Source organism: Macrococcus epidermidis, from assembly GCF_003259695.1.
GTDB classification, from domain to species: Bacteria; Bacillota; Bacilli; order Staphylococcales; family Staphylococcaceae; genus Macrococcoides; species Macrococcoides epidermidis.
In genome coordinates this window covers 77,870-98,151 of sequence record NZ_PZJH01000004.1, presented here as the reverse complement: position 1 = coordinate 98,151, position 20,282 = coordinate 77,870, and the positions used below count along the sequence as shown (strand labels likewise).

Sequence of the window (20,282 nt, the reverse complement as noted above, 5' to 3'; positions counted from 1 at the left end):
AAAATTACTCCTTATTCATATAAATTAATAAATCATTTATAGCTAATGCTAATCTCCTTGAAAACTCAGGAGGTACTGCATTACCAATCATTTTATATTGATTGCCTCGAGTTGATAAAAATTCAAAGTCATCAGGAAAAGATTGCAATCTTGCTGCTTCTCTAACTGTAATCGTTCTTTTCTGTTTTGGATCGTAATGTATAAATCTTAATCCATCTTTATGAAGATGTGCTGTTATAGTTGTACTAGGCATATCTTTTCGTAGGACATGATACTTATGAACTTTAGAATTTCCACCAGTAGCTTTATTATAAATCTCATTTAAAGAATTCGCATTTTGCAATTCATTTTTTCCAGATGCAATATCTTCTGCTAAAATTCCAAATATATCAATATCACGTTTATTTTGAAATCTAGTTATGTGTCCCCAATCAATTTCTATATTTTCAGGTAAAGAATGAGATTGTTTACCTACTCCTTTAACTATAACTTCATTAATTAAAGGATATGATGGAGGTAAATCACTTATTGCATCAAATACAGTTTTTATTTTCTCACTTTTATATTTCGGAAGAATATTATCATAAAAATTCATTAGTCTATGCTGAATTTCTTCCTTAGTTTTATTTCCCTTTCTCATTCCTACTAAAATTACACGTTTTCTATTCTGTGGTACACCATATTCACTCATATTTATTAAAGCGTGGTATTTTATATCTTCGACTATTTCATATCCAATTGAATTGACATCACTTCTTATCAGATCAACAATTGGTGTTCCGTCCGGCATAGCTGAAAGCATCCCAGGTACATTTTCAAATACAAATAATTCCGGCTGATATCTTTCGACAGCTTTCAAATAATATTCAAACAAAAAATTTCTATAATCATTTCTCATACCATTTTTATCTTTTGTTCTACCTGCTTGAGAATAAGCTTGGCAAGGTGGCCCTCCGATAATTAAATCAGTGTTATTACCAGCAAAAAAATCTAAACCAAACGAATATCCATACTTTTCATCATCAAATCCTCTAAATAACTCATCAGTTCTTTGCATATCAAACCAAATAGCACTCTGATCAGCGTCTGTTATATTCCATTTTGTTTTTAATCTATGTCTCAAAGTTTCAATTGGAGCTTTCTCCCATTCAACAGAAGCTAAAGGATGATAATATCCAGATTGTAAAAATCCCTCCAATAACCCCCCCGCTCCTGAGAATAAATCAATCACATTATATTTTTTCATTTTCTAATACCTCTCTCACTTTAGTTGCGATTGCTTTTCCCAATAATGGGGGAACTGCATTACCCACTTGTCTATATTGCTCTTGTTTATTACCAAAAAAAATAAAATCATCAGGAAATGATTGCAGTCTCGCATTTTCCCTAACAGTAGGAATTCTATTCCATCTATAATGAAAATGTGTTCTATGTCCAGTATCAATAGTCCTAGAAGGTTTTTTACTGTGATATCTTGTTAATGCTTCATTATATTTAAAATTCCTTTTTAATAGAATATCTTCAGGTAAAGCTTTATAATTTTTACCTTCCGGAATCAATGATATTAATTTTATTGTATCCTCAGTATGATTTGTAGGTATATGATTAACTATTTTATCGGATTTTGATCTCATCTGTTTTTGATATTGCGTTATTGGTGCATTTAAATATTTAAATTCTTGTCCTAATGAATAATCTTTAACATTATTTAATGAGGGTAAATCTCCTATCGCATCCTCGCAATTTATATATTGATCTTCATTTAATAATGGTTCTGGATATTTAAATTCGGAATTCATTATACTATTATGAATCATTACAAAGAAAACTCTTTTTCTAATTTGCGGAACGCCATAATCAGGTGCATATAAAATTTGTGGCTTTGCTACTTTATACCCTATCTTACTAAAATCTTCTATTACGCGTTTTGCTCCTGCACCATTGTATAATGTCAACATACCAGGTACATTTTCTAAAACAATAACTTTCGGCTTTAATATTTCAGCAGTTTTTACCATGGCACTATATAGTACATTTCTTTCATCAAACTCTTCTCTTTTACCAGCAAGTGAAAAACCTTGACAAGGTGGACCGCCAACTAAAACATCTAATTTAATCTTTTTTTTGTCAACATAATTTTGTATAACTTTAATATTCTCATGGTTGAATAAATCTAACTTCATTGCATCTGCATTACCATGATTTTCTTTGAAAGTTTTCAGTGCCGCATCATCAAAATCAATGCCTAAAATCACATTAAAACCAGCATCCATAAAACCTCTAGACAATCCACCTGCTCCAGAAAATAAATCTATAACATTATACTGACTACTAATATATAAGTCTTTGTTATTAACAATTTTTTGATTTATCCCAAACTCTAAGCATTCTCTTATTCTTTCTTGATCACTTTTTCCAGTAAAATTCATTTCTAACTGTTCAAAGATTTCATCAGGAATTTTTATTTTAATTTCCTTGCCTTTGATAGGATTCCTTCCTGCTCCAGGTCTAGTACCGCCTCTACTCATATTTAACCTCCATTGATAAAAAGTACTTTTATCAATATATATTATCAATTTTGATTATTAATGTAAATGGTTAAACTAATTTTTCAATAAAAGTAATCAACCTATCATATTTCAAGTCATCAAATTTCAAATTTAAACATCCTATTCTGTATTTATTTAAGTTTTATTTATAATCATTTTACATTAAAATCACAGCTTAGTTAATGCAACACGTACTTTCTTGTAAAATAAAGCAAAACAAAATATCTTCATAAAAATTTAAAAATAATTTTGAAAATTCTATATGTTTTATATACACTAATTATAAACCATCCAAAAAGGAGTGCTACTATGAATTTACAATCTGCTCTTCCATCTGAAATACGCGCTTTGATTCGCGATAACAAACTCATCCAGCATACGTCAGGCATGGCTAAGGGCTACATCCAGGCGAATGTTGTGATCTTACCTGAACGTTATGCGTATGATTTCCTCAAATTCTGCTACCGTAATCCGAAGTCATGTCCGCTTCTCGACATCACTGAAATTGGCGAACATTCCTTCCCTAAATACGGTCCTAATGCCGATATTCGTACGGATGTTGGTGAATATTATGTTTACCGTGACGGTGTCCATGTAGAAACGCGTCATGATATTAAAGATTTATATGGTAAGGATATGGTGGCTTTTATTATTGGTTGTAGCTTTACGTTTGAGCATGCATTACTAGATGCTGATATTCCTGTTCGTCATATTGAAGAAGGTCATAATGTACCGATGTATATTACGAATATTCCTACTGAGCAAAGTGGTGTCTTCCACGGTCCTACTACTGTTAGTATGCGTCCTATGTCGATGGCTCAGGCGATTCGTGCAACTGAGATTACAACACACTTCAAAGGTGCACATGGTGCTCCTATTCATATCGGCGATCCTTCTGCTATTGGTATTAAGGATATAAGTAAACCTGACTTTGGAGAAGCTGTTGAAATTCGCGACGGTGAGGTTCCTGTGTTCTGGGGTTGTGGTGTTACACCTCAATCTGTGTGTTTAAATGTTAAACCTGAACTGATGATTACACATGCGCCTGGTTACATGTTTATCACAGATATTAAGGAAAGTGAATTATTGTATTAAAGAAAATGCCATAAGCATAGTCAATACACTATGCTTATGGCTAATTTTTTAAACCGTCCATGACATTGGATTCGGATTTCTATTCAGTTGTTTCACATTACTCTTAGGTAAATTTTCACGTTTAACGACTTTTGGTGTCATACCGCTATTAATCCTTTTATATAATTTCGGATCCATCTGATTCGTTCTAAAACTTTTGAACACTCTATGCGTTATTTCTTCACATGTCGGGCAAGTATCTTTCTGCAAATTACTGCTCATCGTCTTCCATACTTCATATTCTCCACACGTTGTACAATTAAATGTATACTTCGGCATTATTCATCCAGCTTCGGAATAATATTATTTGTGAATATTTCTTTCGGTAATGACAATGTACAACATGCGTTTGGAATATCAACGATACCACCAATATTACCTTGAACTGGTGCTGAGCCGAGTAACATATATGCCTGCTCTCCTGTATAACCACATGTCTTCAGGAACTCAATAGCGTTTAAACAAGCATTACGATAAGCTGTATTTGCATCAAGATATAACTGGTCTCCAGAGAATTCATTCACTGAAATCCCTTCGAATACTAAATATTCATTGTAATGTGGCATCACTGGTCCTGGCTGGAATGCAGGGTTCTTCTTAATCTTATATTTCTCCATACCGCCTTTAATAACGTTCACCTTTAATTCAATCCATCCTGGAATCTCAATTCCACCACAGAATGTAATTTCACCATCACCTTGTGAGAAGTGCAGGTCACCGACTGATAATTTAGCCCCTTCTACAAATACCGGGAAGTAGATGCGTGATCCTTTAGAAAGGTTCTTAATATCACAGTTACCACCATTCTCTCGAGGCGGTACAGTTCTTGCACCTTCTTTAGCAACGCGGTCAAAGTCTGCACCTTTCAATGTTCCTAATACACATGAATCGGGATCTGGTAATTCTGCTAATGCCGGCACACGATTTGGATTCGTATCAACTAAAGCTTTCTCACGTCTGTTCCATTCATCAAGCATTTCCTGACTCGGTGCCACACCCATTAGCCCTGGGTGAATGATACCAGCGAACTTTACATTCGGTACGTGTCTGCTTGTCGCATAGATTCCTTCGAAATCCCAGATTGACTTTGCTGCTTTCGGATAGTGATCTACTAAGAAACTACCACCATTTTCTTTAGCAAATATACCGTTAAAGCCCCACTCATGCGCACTAAATGTTCCGATATCTAAAATATCTACTACTAATAAATCCCCTGGCTCTACACCATTTACATGTACTGGTCCACTTAATACATGCACACGTTTTAAATTAACCTTTTCAATATCAGATGGATCATCATTGTTCTTAATCTGCCCATCCGTCCAGTCCAAACATTCCATCTTAAAGACCTCTCCAGGTTCAACAGAGAAAGCCGCCGGAATATCTGGATGCCATCTGTTATGTCCAGGATGTTTTTGTTCGTGCATTTTCTTCGTTAAATCAATTTCAAATATTTTCTTAGCCATAAAAAATATCCCCCTTGAAAAATCAATTCAATATTACACTTTTAGTGTATTCTAGTTTTCAGAATTTTTCAAATTTTAATGGGATATTTTTATGAAAGGAATTCAACAAAAAAAGACCTCTTCAGGTCTTTTAAAGTTTATTATCTTTCTCCGCCAATTGTTGCTCTAATATTTCAATTCTTTTCTCAAGTTCTTTCTTCTGAAGTGCTTCTAATTCAATTCTACTTATTGTTCTCTGCTTCATATTATCCAGCAATCTTCTAATCGCAATCCCAATTGTAATTGCAATCCAAATCAACAAAAGATAAAAAGCTACTAGCCATACATATTCCATTTTACAATCTCCCTTTTAATTCCTATACACTATATCCTTATAATACCATTTTATTATGATTAAATTCATTTCAATTCAATAGTTTCAAAAATTAAACCAGCACATAAATGCTGGTTTAATCGTTCTATTTATACTCTGCAAAAAACTCTTTCGTCAGTCGTTTCACTTGTGGGCTAAGCAGTAATACTGCGATTACGTTCGGAATCAAGATTAAAGCTAATGCAAGGTCTAATAGTTTCCACAGTTCTGTTCCGTACCCAACTGCTCCGATTGTTATCGAGATAATATAGACGGCTTTCATTATGTTGCCCATCAGTTCTCCAAACAAGAACTCTGCCATTCTTGAGCCATAATATACGACAACGATAACTGTAGATAACACAAAGAAAATCAACGATATTGATATTAACGAACTTCCGAACACACCAAATGCATCTTCATAAGCCCGTGCTGTTAATGCGCCTGGATTTGCTTTTGCATCTTTATGTAAGTATACATCAGATACTAATACAACAAATGCTGTTGTTGAACATATTATGATTGTATCCACTACAATTTCAGAGATACTCCAGAATGCTTGTCTTACCGGATGATCTGTCTTTGCTGCAGCATGGGCAATAGGTGATGTTCCTAATCCTGCTTCATTGGAATACACACCTCTTGCAAATCCCCATCTTACTGTTGAAGCTAGTGCTGCTCCGAATCCTCCCCCTGCAGCTGCTTCTGGTTTAAATGCTTTCTCCACGACTAATGAAATTACCTCTGGTACATGACTGATATTCATCACAATAATGATAAAGCCAAATAATAAATATAGTCCTACCATTACAGGTACAAGTTTCTCCGTAAATGTAGCGATTCTTTGAATACCACCAAACACGACAATTCCGGTAACGATCGACATGATAATTCCTGTAATCCACGGGTTAATTGAAAATGTATCATGTATAGAATCAGCAACTGAATTCCCTTGCACCATTACACTTGGAATTAGCTCAATCATCAACATGAATGCGAATATTACAGCAAATATCATACCGACTTTTTTATTTTTAAATCCTTTCTTCATATAGTAGGTTGGGCCACCAACGAATTCACCTTTTTTATTCTTCTCACGATACTGCATCCCTAGTACATTCTCACTAAACTTCAGTGCCATTGCTAAGAATGCAATTACTAACATCCAGAATACCGCACCAGGTCCACCCATAATAATTGCTGTAGGTACGCCTACGATATTCGCAGCACCTACAGTAGAAGACAGCGCTGATGTTAGTGCCTGTTTAGGCGTAATTGTTCCTTCACCTTTTGGTTCTTTATTAATACTTCCAAAAGTTTGTTTCATGATATAAGGGAAATGTCTAAATTGTATAAACCCTAGATAAACAGTTAAAAACAAACTAGTGAAAAATAGAAGTGATATCAATGGATAGCCCCATAACCATTCTGAAAACTTTACAATATAGTCCATGATCTTCTCCTTAATTTTAATATAGTTTAAGTTTACAGAAATATTTATATCATTTCAATTATTTTTCAGAATATTCAGACCTCATTGTTATTATTTTTTATATAAAAAGAGAGATTCTAAAAATTAGAATCTCTCTTTGCTATTAACTGGTGTACGCCAAGATTTTGCTGTAATTATATTGGCTATTTTGTTGATTTCTATTCAGTGTTGTTCATAATAGTTGAAGGTACTAGGAACTTATCTTCTGCATTATTCTTAAATTAATCGATCGTAAGTCCTTCACCAACAAATTTCTGATATGCTTCATACATTCTTCCCGGTACACCGCTTTCAGCACTGTTATAACGATTGAAGTTCTTATCATTCACTACTTCTTTGATCATCTCAATCGTGTCATCACTTCTCGGATCTTCAATCTTCTCCCCTGTCGTTTCTTCAGCAATAACAAATAATCTTACTAAATATCTCGTATATGAATCATCTTTATCGAGTGTAATCTCTAATTCTTCTGTTAGTTCTTTACTCGTCTCCACAAAACATCTGAAATCTTCAAAGAAGTCTCCAAATCTTATCAATACATGCCGATAATGTTCATCTGATAGCTTCATATATCTGAATGCCAATTGCTTAACCACCCTTAATTTTTAGTCAATTCTAGTGTATCACTTTTGTAAGCGCTTGAAAATGTCGAATTTATTTATCGTGATAATACTTATGCTTCGTCTATGCCATGTGCTGCTCTCATTCCACTAAATATACATCCACCGAGGAAAGTGCCTTCAAGTGCGCCGTATCCGTGTACGCCGCCGCCTCCAAATCCTGCGACTTCTCCTGCTGCATATAATCCATGGATCGGTGTATCTTCCTGACTGATAACCTGACTGTTTAAGTCGGTTTGTATTCCGCCTAACGTCTTACGGCTGATAATGTGCAGTTTAACAGCGATTAATCTTTTAGATTCAAGTATTTTATGTGGTTTAGCGGTTCTAATCAGCTTGTCACCAAGAAACTTTCGTGCGCCGTGAATAAATGTCACTTGTGGATCTTTACTGAACGGGTTATCGAGTTGCAGGTCTCGTTCTATAATCTGTGTCTTAATGTGATCTGCGTCTAGTAATTCACTGCCTGCTAATGCGTTCATCTTACGTACTAGGTCGTGAATATTCTCTGCGACAATAAAGTCTTCTCCTTTTTCTTTAAATGCTTCTACGGGTCCTGTCGCATTTGAAGAAAGGCGTTCTTTTAATAGTAGTTTAATGTCTTTTTCAGTAAGGTCCGGATTTTGTTCAGAGCCTGATAAGACGAATTCTTTCTTTAGAATATCTTCTGTTAAGATAAACCATGAATAGTCATATCCTGTCTTACAGATGGTTTCCAGCGTATGCAATGTATCAAATCCTGGATAGTCTGGTGCTGTCATGCGATTACCTAACGCATCAAACCATAATGATGATGGTCCGGGTATGATTCTAATCCCGTGATTATTCCAGATTGGTGTATGGTTGATAATGCCTTCAGTATAGTGCCACATGCGGTCTTTATTCACGAGTTTCACGCCTGCTGTTTCACTGATGCCTAACATCTTACCATCTGTTGAATCCGGCACACCTTGTATCATCGTCTCCGGTGCTTTACCGAGTCGGCGTGGCCAGTTCTTCTTAATCAGTTCGTGATTTGCTCCGATACCACCTGTCGTAATAATGAGGTATGGTGTATCAAATTTGAACTGATCAATAATTTCACGGTTAGATGGTTCACCGCGTTCTGCTTCACTTGGCTTGAGTATATTACCTTCAATCGAAGTTATCTTATTGTCTGTAATATTTAACCGTGTCACTTGATGTCGTTCTAAAAAGCGGAAGTTCCCTTTCTGTTCTTCAGCTAATACATAGTTCACAAATGGTTCAATCAGGCCAGGGCCAGTTCCCCATGTAATATGGAAACGTGGTACTGAATTGCCGTGTCCAGATGCACTAAATCCTCCACGTTCTGCCCATCCTAATATCGGTGTCAGTTTAATCCCCATACTTTCTAAATAGGCTTCTTTTTCAAATGCTGCAAATTTAATATATGCTTCTGCCCATTGTTTCGCCCAGTAATCTTCTGTATCTAGACGGTCGAATTGTGCTGTATTTAACCAGTCGCGTTGAGCGAGTTCATAACTGTCTTTTACACCAAGTCTTCTCTGTACTTTTGAATTGACTAAGAATAATCCTCCGAAACTCCAGAATGCTTGTCCACCGATTGCTGTCTTCGGTTCCTGATCGATCATCGTCACGTGATGTCCATTTTTCAATAGTTCTGTTGCAGCAACTAATCCTGAAAGTCCTGCACCAATAATTGTTACCTCTTTTTTCATGATCAATTCCTTCTTTCTTTAGACAGTCTTAATATGATTATATACGAAAAAGACAAAGCATGATTGCTCACGCTTTGTCTTATAAATGTTTTATTGATTCCATAGATCGATCAATGATTGAATCGACATAAATCCTGCACCGATTGTAGCAAGTACTGCAATCACACCTAAAATAAGTAACCACGTTGGATGTTTATAATCTCCAACGATACGTTTATTTTTCGATGCAATAAGAATCGCAGTTAATGTAATCGGTAAGATAAGGCCGTTAAATGCGCCTGCTAGTACTAATAATTTCACTGGTTTACCTACAAGTAAGAAGACGATTGTAGAGAATACGATAAATGAAATTACGACGATATTATTGTGTTTCGTAAATACTGGATGGAATCCTTTTAAGAATGAAGCTGATGTATATGCTGCACCGATAACTGAAGTCAGTGCTGCAGCTAATAATACTAAACCAAAGATTTTAGGTCCGATTGGTCCTAAAGCATGTTGGAACGCAGAAGCGGGTGGGTTTACTGGATCTAACTTCACACCCGTTGCTACTACACCTAACACTGCTAAGAATAAACAGAAACGCATTAATCCTGTCGTTAAGATACCTAAGTTTGCTGCACGAGATACGAATGGTAAATTCGCTTTACCAACCATACCATCATCAATCAGACGGTGAGCTCCGGCAAACGTAATGTATCCACCAACTGTACCACCGACAATTGTTACAAGTGGCATTACAAGTCCTAATGGATTATCAGGCATTACCATCTTCGTTAAAGCTTCCCCATATGGCGGTTGAACTTTAATCATAACAAATGCTACTGTCAGTAACATTACTACACCTAGAATCTGTGTTACAACGTCCATCATCTTATTTGCACTTTTACTACTGAATATGATGATTGCAAGTATTCCTGTAATCACTGCACCAATTCTCACGTCAATACCAAGTAATGCATTAAAACCGAGTCCTGCTCCGGCAACGTTACCGATATTAAATGCTAGTCCTCCAAGTACGATAAGTATCGCGATAAAACTTCCTAATCCTTTAAATACTTCATTTGAAATATCTTGTCCACGTTTACCTGTTACGGTTAACACACGCCAAATATTTAACTGTGCACCGATATCAATAATGATACTCAGTAAGATCGCAAAGGCAAAGCTTGCCAGGAATTGTTCTGTAAAGATTGTCGTCTGTGTCAAGAAGGCAGGTCCGATTGCAGACGTCGCCATTAAGAAGATTGCGCCGAACAGTAATCTGCGCTGCGCTGATGTCATTTTAGGTTTCTCGTTGTTCATAATAAGCCCCTTTTCTTAGTTAGATTGTAGTAATTTCTATATTTTTTTGTAACAATGTATCACGAATTTGTTCAACAAAAGCTAATGCTTCTGGTCCATCCCCATGGACGCAAATTGAATCTGCCTGAATTGGTATTAACTTACCTGTTTCTGTCTTTACTTGTTGATCTATGATCATGCGCAATACATGTTCAACCGCTTCGTCTACATTATGAATCATCGCATTATTCGCTTTACGAGAAACAAGTGTGCCTTCATCTGTATAATTACGATCTGCAAATACTTCGTTAATCGCTGTTAAGCCATTTTCCTGTGCGACGCGTACTAAATTACCATCCGCAATACCCATCACCTTTAATTTCGGATCAAATTGCTTGATCGCATTCACGATAGCTTGCGCAAGCTTTTCATCATTAAAGGTTGCATTGTAAAGTGCACCGTGTGGTTTAACATGATTTAATTCTACTTGATGTTTATTACAGAATGCCTGTATTGCACCAAGCTGATACGTAACGAGGTTCTCAACTTCGTCATAGCTCATATCGACTTGTTTACGACCAAATCCCATGAGATCATTGTAACCAGGATGTGCACCGATGCCGGTATTATTTTCCTTACACAGTGCTACCGTACGATTTAATACATTGAAATCCCCTGCATGCATACCACATGCGATATTAGCAGAAGTAATTAAAGGTATAATCGCTTCATCATTGCCAATCGTGTAATTACCAAAGCTTTCTCCTAAGTCTGCATTTAAATCAATCTTCATCTCTAGCCCTCCAGGAAGTGATTTTTCTCTAAGAATTTTATATCGATAATATTTTCCTGATACCTTGGATGCTGCATAATACGATACTGATAATCAAGATTTGTCGGGAAGCCGGTAATCACCGTCTCATCAAGAATAGATAACATTCTGCGTATCGCTCTATCACGCGTCTTCTCAAATGTTATAAATTTACCGATCATTGAATCATAATACGGAGAAACCATACACTTTTGATATAAGAATGTATCGATTCTTACACCTGGTCCACTAGGTAAATTTAAATATTCTACTTTCCCCGGACTTGGTCTAAATCCGTGATCTGGATCTTCAGCGTTAATTCGACATTCGATACTAAAACCATTAATCTGAATCTCATCCTGCACAAGCTCGAACTTATCGTATAATGCGATATTAAGTTGTGCTTCGATAATATCGACGCCAGTCACCATTTCGGTTACCGTATGTTCTACTTGAACACGCGTATTCATCTCTAGGAAGTAATACTCTTTTGTTGACTCAACGTATAAGAATTCTAGCGTACCTGCACCACGATAATTAATATTTTTCGCTGCGTTGACGGCATCACGTGTCATGCGTTCTCTTACTTCATCCGGTACGATAGCAGCAGGCGCTTCTTCTACAAGCTTCTGATTGTTACGTTGAATAGAACAATCACGGTCGTAAAGATGTACTGCATCTCCTTTACCGTCACCAATGACCTGCACTTCAATATGTCTTGCAGTCTTAATAAATTTTTCTATGTAAACACGGTCGTCTCCAAATGCTTTCTTTGCTTCTGATTTAGCCGCATTAAATAAATTTTCGAAATCTTCCATGCGGCTGACGATACGCATCCCTTTACCGCCACCACCAGCGACTGCTTTAATCACCATCGGTACGCCGATTTCCTGTGCTTTCACCGTCGCTTCAGCGAGTGTCGGTATTACATCTTTTGAACCAGGTATTACAGGTACACCAGCAGTGACCATCGTCTTACGCGCCTCAGCTTTATCACCCATCTTCTCGATTGTTTCAGGTGTAGGTCCAATGAATACTAAATCATGTTCAGCACATAGTCGTGCGAAATTAGCATTTTCAGCTAAGAAACCATAACCCGGATGTATCGCATCTGCACCTGTAATTTCAGCTGCAGCAATCACATTATTCATATTCAGATAACTTTCTGTCGAACTAGATGGACCGATACAAACTGCTTCATCTGCTAAAGTAACGTGTAAGCTATCCACATCTGTCGTAGAATAGACAGCAACCGTCTTAATGCCCATCTTCTTACATGTTCTAATAATTCGAATCGCAATTTCTCCTCGATTGGCAATCAATACTTTCTTCAAAGTGTCACCCCCTATTTTTCTTTAATTGTCACTAACGGTTCATCATAGCCTACAGCAGTTCCGTTCTCGATATGAATCGCTTCAATAACACCATCAACATCAGCATGAATATCATTCATTACTTTCATCGCTTCGATGATACCGATACGGTCGCCTTTCTCAACTTTGTCACCGACACGGATAAACGGCTCTTTTGATGCTTCATCCTGCATATTATAGAATGTTCCTACCAGTTGAGACTTTTGTACGTGATGTCCATGCTCGACAACTTCCTGCTCTGGTTGTTGTGTTACTTGTCCTGGTATTTGCTGTACCGGATAGGTCTGTACTTCTTTAATTGCTTTTTCGATGTAGTATTCGTTATCGCCTTCTTTTACCGAAATAACTTTTAGTTCATTACTATTCATCATATCAATGAGCTGTTGTAATTTATCTGAATTCATTATGATTCCGCCTTCTCTAATAAGTTTTGGATTTTTTGACTCGTGTGTCTGATATCAAATGCATGCATGCTTACTTCATTTATAATCTTCATCATCTTTTTCTTCTCTGCTATCGCTTCTTCTAAAGTGCCTTCAACGAGACGAATCTCACTCCCAGGACCTTTTTGCACAAGTGTAGGGATATCACTGAAATATACTGTTCCTAGCTTTGCATATCCGCCGACAGTTTGACGATCATTCATCAGTATAATCGGCTGACCGTCAGACGATACCTGGATTGAACCGAGCTGAACCGGTTCAGAGATGATATCATAGTTCGTCTTCACTTCTAATATTTCACCTGACAGACGGATACCCATTCTATCTGATGTATTAGAAATTTCGTATGTGCTTGATAGTGATGCCGCTAAATTTTTAAATCGGTCATATTGACGACCTGGAATAAAACGAATCGTGCTTACTTTATCGATAAAATGCGTGTTAACGCGTCTCGTTTCAACAATTTCCGGTTGATTGAATGCAAGAAAATCATCTTTAATCAACGTACGTCCATCTAATCCGCCTAGTTTAATCTTCATATGCGTTGAATAGCTACCCTGAACTTTCGGTAGATCAAAACCACCTTTGACCGTCAGGTAAGTACGGTATCCATTTTTAGCAGTCTTAAATGTTAATATATCGCCGGCTTTTGCGTTATATACACATCGATTAACTACAGGCGTATCATTTAACTCAGCAAGCATATTACCACCAGTAATGATAAATGCATTATCTTCAGTAAATTTAAAGATGCCACCCTGCATCGTCATCTCAATACTCATATGATCTGTATTACCAAGCAGATTGTTACCTAATAATAATGCACGATAATCCATTGCGCCTGCTGGTGATAAACCAACATTTTGAAAGCCTGTGCGTCCGAAATCCTGTATTGTAGAATACATTCCCGGATGTATGACTTGAAGTCCCATTATTGTACCTCCGTTTCAATTTCATAAGTACCGTTATTTACAGCCTGTTCAATGTTATCATATTCTTCTTTTGAGATGCGTTTAAACTTAATATAATCTCCAGCTTCATAGTAAACTTCAGGATCGCGTTTCGGATCGAATAGCTTTAAAGGTGTCTTTCCGATAATGTTCCATCCCCCAGGTGAAGCTAATGGATAGATACCAGTTTGTGCATTTGCTATACCTACAGAACCCGCAGGAATTTCTTTACGCGGTGAAGCTTTGCGGGGTGTTGCAATCGACTCATCTAATCCTCCTAAAAATGGAAAGCCAGGCATAAAGCCTAACATATAGATAAGATAAGGTTTACTTGTATGTATTTGAATGATTTCTTCTGTCGTTTTATTATGTAATGAAGCCATTTCATCCAGATCAAGATTGAACGGTGCCTCGTAACACACAGGAATAACGTATGTCGTTGTCTGCTGTTGATCTGTTGAAGATAGTGTAAGACTCTGTAAAGATTCACTTAACGTTTCATGATCTGTCACTGTATCATCGAAATAAATAACGAGCGTGTTATAAGAAATGACAAGCTCTAATATGCCACTGATAGCGCTATTTTGTATCGCAGATTTTAACTGGATCACCTGCGCATTAATCTCAGGATCAATACGCTCTTCAAAGACGACGCTCATACAGTTCTCATTGATATTTACAATATTCATGATGTAACCCCTTTCTTTTTTTACCTAAATAATCATATCATAATAGTCTGATAATTTAAATTACTTATTTTGAAAGTTTAAAGTAATAAAGAGCAACAATATTTAAACGACATTAATTAAACATATAAATATGTATATAAATATACCTCATAAAAAAACCATTACACAATTTGTGTAATGGTCTAAGATGTCTTATAAAATGCCTAATCCACTTGATTGAATGTCTTTAGCGAATCCTTTAACTGTATCTACTGATAATTCATCGATGTCACGACCGATATTCGGAATCTTCTTCACAACGTCCCCTGGACATGTGATAATGTCGCAGCCGATTTCATCTGCCTGAATCACGTTATAAAGCTCGCGACATGATGCCCATAAAAGTTTCACGCCTTCTTTTTCGTGACAAACTTTTACAGCAGCACGCATTAATGGCATAGGATCTACACCAGTATCTGCGATACGGCCAGCAAATACTGAAACGTATGTTTCAACACCTGGTTTAATTGCTTTTACGATTTCTGTCACCTGTTCGATTGTATAAACCGCAGTAACGTTTAATTTAATATCCTGTTCAGATAATTTCTTGATTAATGGAATCATAGATTCGCCTTTCGTATTCACGACAGGAATCTTAACAAATACATTTTCACCGAATGACTGAATGATTGCTGCTTCTTTCTCCATCGTTTCCATATCATCGCCGAATACTTCAAATGAGATAGAAGCATCTGGTATTGCCTTAACTGCAGCTTCTGCAAAAGCTGTATAATCTTCTACACCAGCTTTAGCCATAAGTGATGGGTTTGTCGTAAATCCATCAACTGTCTGGTTTTGGTAAGCTGTTTTCATTTGTTCGATATCCGCACCATCAGCAAATACTTGCACATTTAAATTTTTCATTATTATTCCTCCACATTTAATGTAAACACTTCTACTTATTATAATCACATAATGTATGATATTGCTAATGATTGAGTATACTTGTTTGTTTTTTCAATATATTTACTATTCTTTTCAGAATTTTATATTTTTGTTGTCATTTGATGTGGTAAAATAAAATGATTAATGAATGGAGGAACATCATGAAAGCGAACAAATATGTTTACTTCTCTATATTTTTTGTTATCTTAAGTATCTTTTGTAACGGTTATAATCCCGTGCTGGCAATACTTTTCGGTTCTATCAATGCCATCATACTGTTTACCGGACTAGTAAGCTGTATTTTACTTATTATTAGTATTGTCTTAATTGATAAAGCTTTGAAGCAGCCTGAAAACATTTCAAGCGGTTTATATAAGGTCGCGAAAATTTGGCCATGGGTCATCTTAGTTGTTATTCTCTTACAACTTGCTAGTATTCTGTTTAGATTTGGTATCATTTAAGGATTGATTCGTCAATCCTTTTTATTATGGAGGTTTTTATATGGTCTATCTTTGGATTGCATGTATGAGTGTCTTCGGTGCATTATGCAGATATAGTATAAGTTTAGCGCTTCATGCACCGCTGTATACAATTATCGTGAATCTCATCGGCGCATTTGCTTTAGGATTTTCTACAACTTACTTTAGACGGCTATCCTGGTCATCGCACATAAAGACTGGAATTACAACCGGTTTTCTAGGAAGCTTCACTACATTCTCTGCACTGAGTAAAGACGTTGCCGATCTCTATTTAGCACATCATTATCTTTCACTTTTCATCTATTATAGTATTAGCATCCCTGGAGGTATGATATGTGCTGTTATCGGTATGAAATGGGGTGACAGAAATTGATCTATGTTGCAATCGGTGCACCATTCGGGGCTATGTTACGATATTATATCAGTCAGAAGATGAATGGCCGTTTTCCATTTGGTACACTGTTCATTAATTTATTAGGTGCATTGTTGTTAGGCATCGTTGCACGTTTTGATATGACAACGATGCTTTTCCTCGGTACTGGTTTTTTAGGCGCATTCACAACATTTTCTACGTTGAACATTGAGATTGTTAAACTGTATCAAACGAATAAAAACTGGTGTATTTTCTATATAACAATTACCTATATATTCGGTCCGTTACTCTACTTGTTTGCATATACATTTCATTTATAATTTTTTTGTAAATTTAGCGTAATTTTTTCTTAAAATTATCACAGCTTATGTATTTATACATTATTATAATATTGAAATTAAAATTTATTTTGGAGGGAACACCGTGAAACGAATTGCATCAATGGTATTAATGTTAACGTTATTAATCTCAATGCTTTTCCAAAGTCCTTATGCACTTGCAGATGTGACGACAGAACAGCCAACGACTGAAGCACCAACGACTGAAGTAGCAACGACTCAAGCAGCGACAACTGAAGCGCCTACAACTGAGAAAGCTACGACTGAATTACCAACGACTGAACAAGCAACAACAGAAACTCCTGCTGGACCGAACTCAGTAAAGATCTTACATACAAATGATATGCATGGTCGTTTAGATGCTGAAGATGGCCGTGTTATCGGCATGGCAAAGGTAAAGACAATCAAAGATAAAGAACAACCTACATTGATGTTTGATTCTGGGGATGCTTTCCAGGGCTTACCATTATCTAACTTCTCAAAAGGTGCTGACATGGCAAAAGCGATGAACGCTGTTGGTTACGATGCGATGACTGTTGGTAACCATGAGTTTGATTTCGGTTTTGAAACTGCGATGAACTATAAGAAACTATTAAACTTCCCTATTTTAAGTTCAAACGTTTATAAAGATGGGAAAAGTGTTTATGCGCCTTCTGCAATTATCGAGAAAAATGGTAAGAAATATGGTGTCATCGGTGTAACAACACCGGAGACTGCTACAAAGACGCACCCGAACAACATTATCGGTGTTTCGTTCCTTGATCCAGTTGCATCTGTAACTGCAGAAATGAAAAAGCTACAAGGAAAAGTTGATGCATTTATCATCTTAAGTCACTTAGGTATCGACACAACAACGAAAGAAGCTTGGCGTGGTGATAATTTAGCGAATAAGATTGCCGGCAACAAAGATTTTAAAAATAATGCAATCGTCATATTAGATGGACATTCTCACTCTGTCATTGAAAATGGTGAATTAAAAAATACGGTAATGCTTGCTCAAACAGGTACGGCACTTGCAAACATCGGGAAAGTTACATTTGATTTACAAAATAAGGTTGCAAGTAATCTGAAAGCTTCAATGATTAAAGAAGCAGATACGAAAGAAGTTACACAAGATGCTGCAGTTAAAGCTATCGTTGATACTGCAAAAGATAACTTTGGGAAAGCAACTTCTGAAGTCGTATTCCACAATCCAGTACAACTTCAAGGTGAACGTAACGACGTACGTACACGTGAGACAAACTTAGGTAACGCAATTGCTGATGCAATGGAAGCATATTCTGTTAACGGATTTGATGCAGCTGGTGACTTTGCTGTAACTAATGGTGGAGGTATCCGAGCTTCAATCGAAGGTAATAAAGATGTAACAATCGGAGATATTATTAAAGTATTACCTTTCGGAAACACTATTACACAAATTAACGTCAAAGGTACTGACGTTAAAGCAATGTTTGAACACGCTTTAAGTGCACCCGTTGTTGAAAAAGACGGAAAAACAGGATTAGATGCAAACGGTGCCTTCTTACACATCTCTAAATCAATCAAAGTTCATTATGACATGACTAAACCTGCTGGTGAACGTGTTTATGCAATTGAAGTATTCAACAAAAAGACAAACAAATTTGAACCATTAAACAATACTAAAACATACAAAGTTGTAACAAATGATTTCTTAGCCGTTGGTGGCGATGGTTATACCATGCTTGGTGGACCTCGTGAAGAAGGACCATCATTAGATGCAGTTGTACGTCAATACTTTAAAGCTGCTGATATGACAGCTTATACAAGTGAAGCATTACAACGTATCTTAGCAGGAAACGCGAGTGCGTATCAACCAGTTGTATCTGAAGAAGTAACGACTGAAAGACCGACAACTGAAACTGTAAAACCTCAAATTGACGTACCTACAGAAGAAGATGGACGCGAAGGTTTCATCATCAACACAGAAGATTCTACTGAAGAACCTGTCGTATTAGAAGTTACAAAGGCTGCTCATGATGATAAAGTCATTCCATTTGAAACTGTTGCAAAGACGAATGAAACAAATTTAGATACGACAATTCAAGCGGATCAAGTTGCAGATGATACAAACAAACCTGCAATTACTGAAGCGGTTGAGCAATTACCGGTGACTGGTGAAGCGGCTGGTACAGGTGCTGCTGCAATCGGATTATTAGGATTAGGATTATATTTAGTGAAACGTAAATCTGCATAACAAATAAGCCTTGAGTGAAATTCACTCAAGGCTTATTTGTTACGGATTTAAATGTTCAATTTGGTCCATAATATTTTCAAGTGCTTCAACTTTATACTGGAATCTACCATGGAAGACAAATTTTTCGAAGAATGTTTGCAATTCTTCTTCACCTACAATCACCTTCACACCATTATCTCTCGAATAATTCGTAATGTGTTCACTACCTACCCCTTCTGCATTGTAGTACGCAATCGGTGTTACCGGATACGGTAACTCAAACACTTTCTCTAAACGTTCTGCTTTTAATTTCAATGCTTCAATCGAGTGGTTATATGTTCTGAATTCAGCATTACCATCTTTGTTCTTATCGAGTACGATTGTCTGTTCAAGCTTCGGATCAAGCTCTAATATGTTGAATACACCTTCTAGCATTGGTTCGCCAGCAAACTGCATCTCACTTACACCGTGATAAATATGACCTGTCCAGTAATTAGAATCTATCAGGTAGATACCAGTTCTCGTCAATACGACATGATCAAGTTTATCAGTGCTTTTCACGCGTTTACCAGGAATATAGATATTTGCAAGAACGTGCATATCTTCCGGACGAATACGCTCCTCACGAATGAACTGTTCTTTTAACTGAATTAAAGTAAGGTCTGTTAAATATTCACCTTTATCTTTCGAGAACATCTTTAAAGATTCGATATGTGATGATTTCTCATCGATTGTTTTCTGTAATGTTTCTTTTTGTTCTGCTAATTCTTTTTTATATTGAAGTCGAGACTTTTCACTCTCATCGTGATACTCATCTGATCTAATTTTCTGTGCTTTACGAAATTCTTCTTCTTTACGCGCAATTGATTTTTTCTTGCTGGATAATGCGAGTAACCATAAGACGAAGAATAATAAAGCCAGGACACCTAAACCAATTAACACATAAAACAAAGTACTTCCTACTTCTACTGACATATCATTCACCTTTCTAACCGTATTTCCTTTATTATAATGAAATTTCAGAAGAACTTCATCGAAAATATGAAAGTAATTTGTGAAAGTTTACTCTAATTAAAAATATTAATAAGAAATTAATATTCTGAACAAAGAT

Annotated in this window: 21 protein-coding genes; 5 read left to right on the top strand and 16 right to left on the bottom strand. The window is 36.4% G+C overall.

All coding sequences use genetic code 11. From position 1 onward, the window contains the following. Positions 1–4: 4 nt before the first annotated feature. A complete protein-coding gene (locus BHU61_RS09435) occupies positions 5–1,246 on the bottom strand; it encodes a DNA cytosine methyltransferase (RefSeq protein ID WP_111716391.1) in 1,242 nt (413 codons plus the stop codon). Then, entirely contained in the window at positions 1,233–2,528 is a 1,296-nt protein-coding gene (locus BHU61_RS09430) for a DNA cytosine methyltransferase (protein ID WP_242444245.1), read from the bottom strand. Before BHU61_RS09430 ends, BHU61_RS09435 begins: the two co-directional genes overlap by 14 nt. Positions 2,529–2,858: 330 nt before the next feature. On the opposite strand from BHU61_RS09430, the gene BHU61_RS09425 reads away from it, so the two are divergent. Then, the gene (locus BHU61_RS09425; RefSeq protein ID WP_111716389.1) at positions 2,859–3,644 is read left to right on the top strand and encodes a putative hydro-lyase; all 786 of its coding nucleotides are present in this window, start codon (positions 2,859–2,861) and stop codon (positions 3,642–3,644) included. 48 nt (positions 3,645–3,692) lie between these two features. Here BHU61_RS09425 and BHU61_RS09420 read toward each other — a convergent pair whose 3' ends face one another. The 13 genes from BHU61_RS09420 to BHU61_RS09360 all read right to left on the bottom strand — a co-directional run bounded on the left by BHU61_RS09420 (position 3,693) and on the right by BHU61_RS09360 (position 15,766). Continuing rightward, positions 3,693–3,962, bottom strand: coding sequence for a zinc ribbon domain-containing protein (locus BHU61_RS09420; RefSeq protein ID WP_111716387.1), 270 nt, complete (start codon positions 3,960–3,962; stop codon positions 3,693–3,695). After that, entirely contained in the window at positions 3,962–5,149 is a 1,188-nt protein-coding gene (gene fmdA / locus BHU61_RS09415) for a formamidase (protein WP_111716385.1), read from the bottom strand. The genes BHU61_RS09420 and fmdA overlap by 1 nt, the downstream gene beginning before the upstream one ends. Before the next feature lie 130 nt (positions 5,150–5,279). Then, positions 5,280–5,483, bottom strand: coding sequence for a hypothetical protein (locus tag BHU61_RS09410; RefSeq protein ID WP_111716383.1), 204 nt, complete (start codon positions 5,481–5,483; stop codon positions 5,280–5,282). Between the two features lie 124 nt (positions 5,484–5,607). Then, positions 5,608–6,954, bottom strand: a complete 1,347-nt coding sequence (locus BHU61_RS09405) for an alanine/glycine:cation symporter family protein (RefSeq protein WP_111716381.1) — start codon at positions 6,952–6,954, stop codon at positions 5,608–5,610. A 260-nt stretch (positions 6,955–7,214) separates the two neighbouring features. Continuing rightward, positions 7,215–7,577, bottom strand: coding sequence for a hypothetical protein (locus tag BHU61_RS09400; RefSeq protein WP_111716379.1), 363 nt, complete (start codon positions 7,575–7,577; stop codon positions 7,215–7,217). 89 nt (positions 7,578–7,666) lie between these two features. Next, complete coding sequence (locus BHU61_RS09395) at positions 7,667–9,313, bottom strand: FAD-binding dehydrogenase (protein ID WP_111716377.1); 1,647 nt, start codon at positions 9,311–9,313, stop codon at positions 7,667–7,669. Positions 9,314–9,403: 90 nt separating this feature from the next. Next, positions 9,404–10,618 (bottom strand): NRAMP family divalent metal transporter, encoded by a 1,215-nt coding sequence (locus BHU61_RS09390; protein ID WP_111716375.1) that lies wholly within the window; start codon positions 10,616–10,618, stop codon positions 9,404–9,406. Positions 10,619–10,637: 19 nt separating this feature from the next. Further along, a complete protein-coding gene (locus BHU61_RS09385; RefSeq protein WP_111716374.1) occupies positions 10,638–11,390 on the bottom strand; it encodes a LamB/YcsF family protein in 753 nt (250 codons plus the stop codon). A 2-nt stretch (positions 11,391–11,392) separates the two neighbouring features. Further along, positions 11,393–12,742, bottom strand: coding sequence for an acetyl-CoA carboxylase biotin carboxylase subunit (accC, locus tag BHU61_RS09380; RefSeq protein WP_111716372.1), 1,350 nt, complete (start codon positions 12,740–12,742; stop codon positions 11,393–11,395). 11 nt (positions 12,743–12,753) lie between these two features. Further along, positions 12,754–13,185 carry an acetyl-CoA carboxylase biotin carboxyl carrier protein gene (locus tag BHU61_RS09375; protein WP_111716371.1) on the bottom strand — a complete coding sequence of 144 codons (432 nt, stop codon included), beginning with the start codon at positions 13,183–13,185 and terminating at the stop codon, positions 12,754–12,756. After that, the gene (locus tag BHU61_RS09370) at positions 13,185–14,156 is read right to left on the bottom strand and encodes a 5-oxoprolinase subunit C family protein (RefSeq protein WP_111716369.1); all 972 of its coding nucleotides are present in this window, start codon (positions 14,154–14,156) and stop codon (positions 13,185–13,187) included. Before BHU61_RS09370 ends, BHU61_RS09375 begins: the two co-directional genes overlap by 1 nt. Next, on the bottom strand, positions 14,156–14,863 hold the full coding sequence (pxpB, locus tag BHU61_RS09365) for a 5-oxoprolinase subunit PxpB (protein ID WP_111716368.1): 708 nt from the start codon (positions 14,861–14,863) through the stop codon (positions 14,156–14,158). Before pxpB ends, BHU61_RS09370 begins: the two co-directional genes overlap by 1 nt. 192 nt (positions 14,864–15,055) lie before the next feature. Next, a complete protein-coding gene (locus BHU61_RS09360; RefSeq protein ID WP_111716366.1) occupies positions 15,056–15,766 on the bottom strand; it encodes a transaldolase in 711 nt (236 codons plus the stop codon). A gap of 182 nt (positions 15,767–15,948) precedes the next feature. On the opposite strand from BHU61_RS09360, the gene BHU61_RS09355 reads away from it, so the two are divergent. From BHU61_RS09355 to BHU61_RS09340, 4 genes are all read left to right on the top strand, one after another. After that, positions 15,949–16,248, top strand: a complete 300-nt coding sequence (locus BHU61_RS09355) for a hypothetical protein (protein ID WP_099576750.1) — start codon at positions 15,949–15,951, stop codon at positions 16,246–16,248. A gap of 40 nt (positions 16,249–16,288) precedes the next feature. Beyond that, positions 16,289–16,639: a fluoride efflux transporter FluC gene (locus BHU61_RS09350; RefSeq protein WP_111716364.1), complete on the top strand. Its 351-nt coding sequence runs from the start codon at positions 16,289–16,291 to the stop codon at positions 16,637–16,639. Next, positions 16,636–16,959: a fluoride efflux transporter FluC gene (locus BHU61_RS09345; RefSeq protein WP_242444244.1), complete on the top strand. Its 324-nt coding sequence runs from the start codon at positions 16,636–16,638 to the stop codon at positions 16,957–16,959. The genes BHU61_RS09350 and BHU61_RS09345 overlap by 4 nt, the downstream gene beginning before the upstream one ends. A gap of 103 nt (positions 16,960–17,062) precedes the next feature. Beyond that, positions 17,063–19,192, top strand: coding sequence for a 5'-nucleotidase C-terminal domain-containing protein (locus BHU61_RS09340; protein WP_242444243.1), 2,130 nt, complete (start codon positions 17,063–17,065; stop codon positions 19,190–19,192). Positions 19,193–19,231: 39 nt separating this feature from the next. Here BHU61_RS09340 and BHU61_RS09335 read toward each other — a convergent pair whose 3' ends face one another. Next, positions 19,232–20,146 carry a nuclease-related domain-containing protein gene (locus BHU61_RS09335; protein ID WP_111716363.1) on the bottom strand — a complete coding sequence of 305 codons (915 nt, stop codon included), beginning with the start codon at positions 20,144–20,146 and terminating at the stop codon, positions 19,232–19,234. Between the last annotated feature and the right edge of the window lie 136 nt (positions 20,147–20,282).

What these genes read in the sequence shown, in the direction of transcription:
- BHU61_RS09370 (WP_111716369.1), bottom strand. Translation starts at nt 14,156, where the DNA reads ATGGGACTTCAAGTCATACATCCGGGAATGTATTCTACAATACAGGAT.
- BHU61_RS09350 (WP_111716364.1), top strand. Translation starts at nt 16,289, where the DNA reads ATGGTCTATCTTTGGATTGCATGTATGAGTGTCTTCGGTGCATTATGC.
- BHU61_RS09390 (WP_111716375.1), bottom strand. Translation starts at nt 10,618, where the DNA reads ATGAACAACGAGAAACCTAAAATGACATCAGCGCAGCGCAGATTACTG.
- BHU61_RS09375 (WP_111716371.1), bottom strand. Translation starts at nt 13,185, where the DNA reads ATGAATTCAGATAAATTACAACAGCTCATTGATATGATGAATAGTAAT.
- BHU61_RS09410 (WP_111716383.1), bottom strand. Translation starts at nt 5,483, where the DNA reads ATGGAATATGTATGGCTAGTAGCTTTTTATCTTTTGTTGATTTGGATT.
- BHU61_RS09425 (WP_111716389.1), top strand. Translation starts at nt 2,859, where the DNA reads ATGAATTTACAATCTGCTCTTCCATCTGAAATACGCGCTTTGATTCGC.
- pxpB (WP_111716368.1), bottom strand. Translation starts at nt 14,863, where the DNA reads ATGAATATTGTAAATATCAATGAGAACTGTATGAGCGTCGTCTTTGAA.
- BHU61_RS09405 (WP_111716381.1), bottom strand. Translation starts at nt 6,954, where the DNA reads ATGGACTATATTGTAAAGTTTTCAGAATGGTTATGGGGCTATCCATTG.
- BHU61_RS09335 (WP_111716363.1), bottom strand. Translation starts at nt 20,146, where the DNA reads ATGTCAGTAGAAGTAGGAAGTACTTTGTTTTATGTGTTAATTGGTTTA.
- BHU61_RS09360 (WP_111716366.1), bottom strand. Translation starts at nt 15,766, where the DNA reads ATGAAAAATTTAAATGTGCAAGTATTTGCTGATGGTGCGGATATCGAA.
- BHU61_RS09385 (WP_111716374.1), bottom strand. Translation starts at nt 11,390, where the DNA reads ATGAAGATTGATTTAAATGCAGACTTAGGAGAAAGCTTTGGTAATTAC.
- BHU61_RS09395 (WP_111716377.1), bottom strand. Translation starts at nt 9,313, where the DNA reads ATGAAAAAAGAGGTAACAATTATTGGTGCAGGACTTTCAGGATTAGTT.
- fmdA (WP_111716385.1), bottom strand. Translation starts at nt 5,149, where the DNA reads ATGGCTAAGAAAATATTTGAAATTGATTTAACGAAGAAAATGCACGAA.
- BHU61_RS09430 (WP_242444245.1), bottom strand. Translation starts at nt 2,528, where the DNA reads ATGAGTAGAGGCGGTACTAGACCTGGAGCAGGAAGGAATCCTATCAAA.
- BHU61_RS09435 (WP_111716391.1), bottom strand. Translation starts at nt 1,246, where the DNA reads ATGAAAAAATATAATGTGATTGATTTATTCTCAGGAGCGGGGGGGTTA.
- BHU61_RS09355 (WP_099576750.1), top strand. Translation starts at nt 15,949, where the DNA reads ATGAAAGCGAACAAATATGTTTACTTCTCTATATTTTTTGTTATCTTA.
- BHU61_RS09420 (WP_111716387.1), bottom strand. Translation starts at nt 3,962, where the DNA reads ATGCCGAAGTATACATTTAATTGTACAACGTGTGGAGAATATGAAGTA.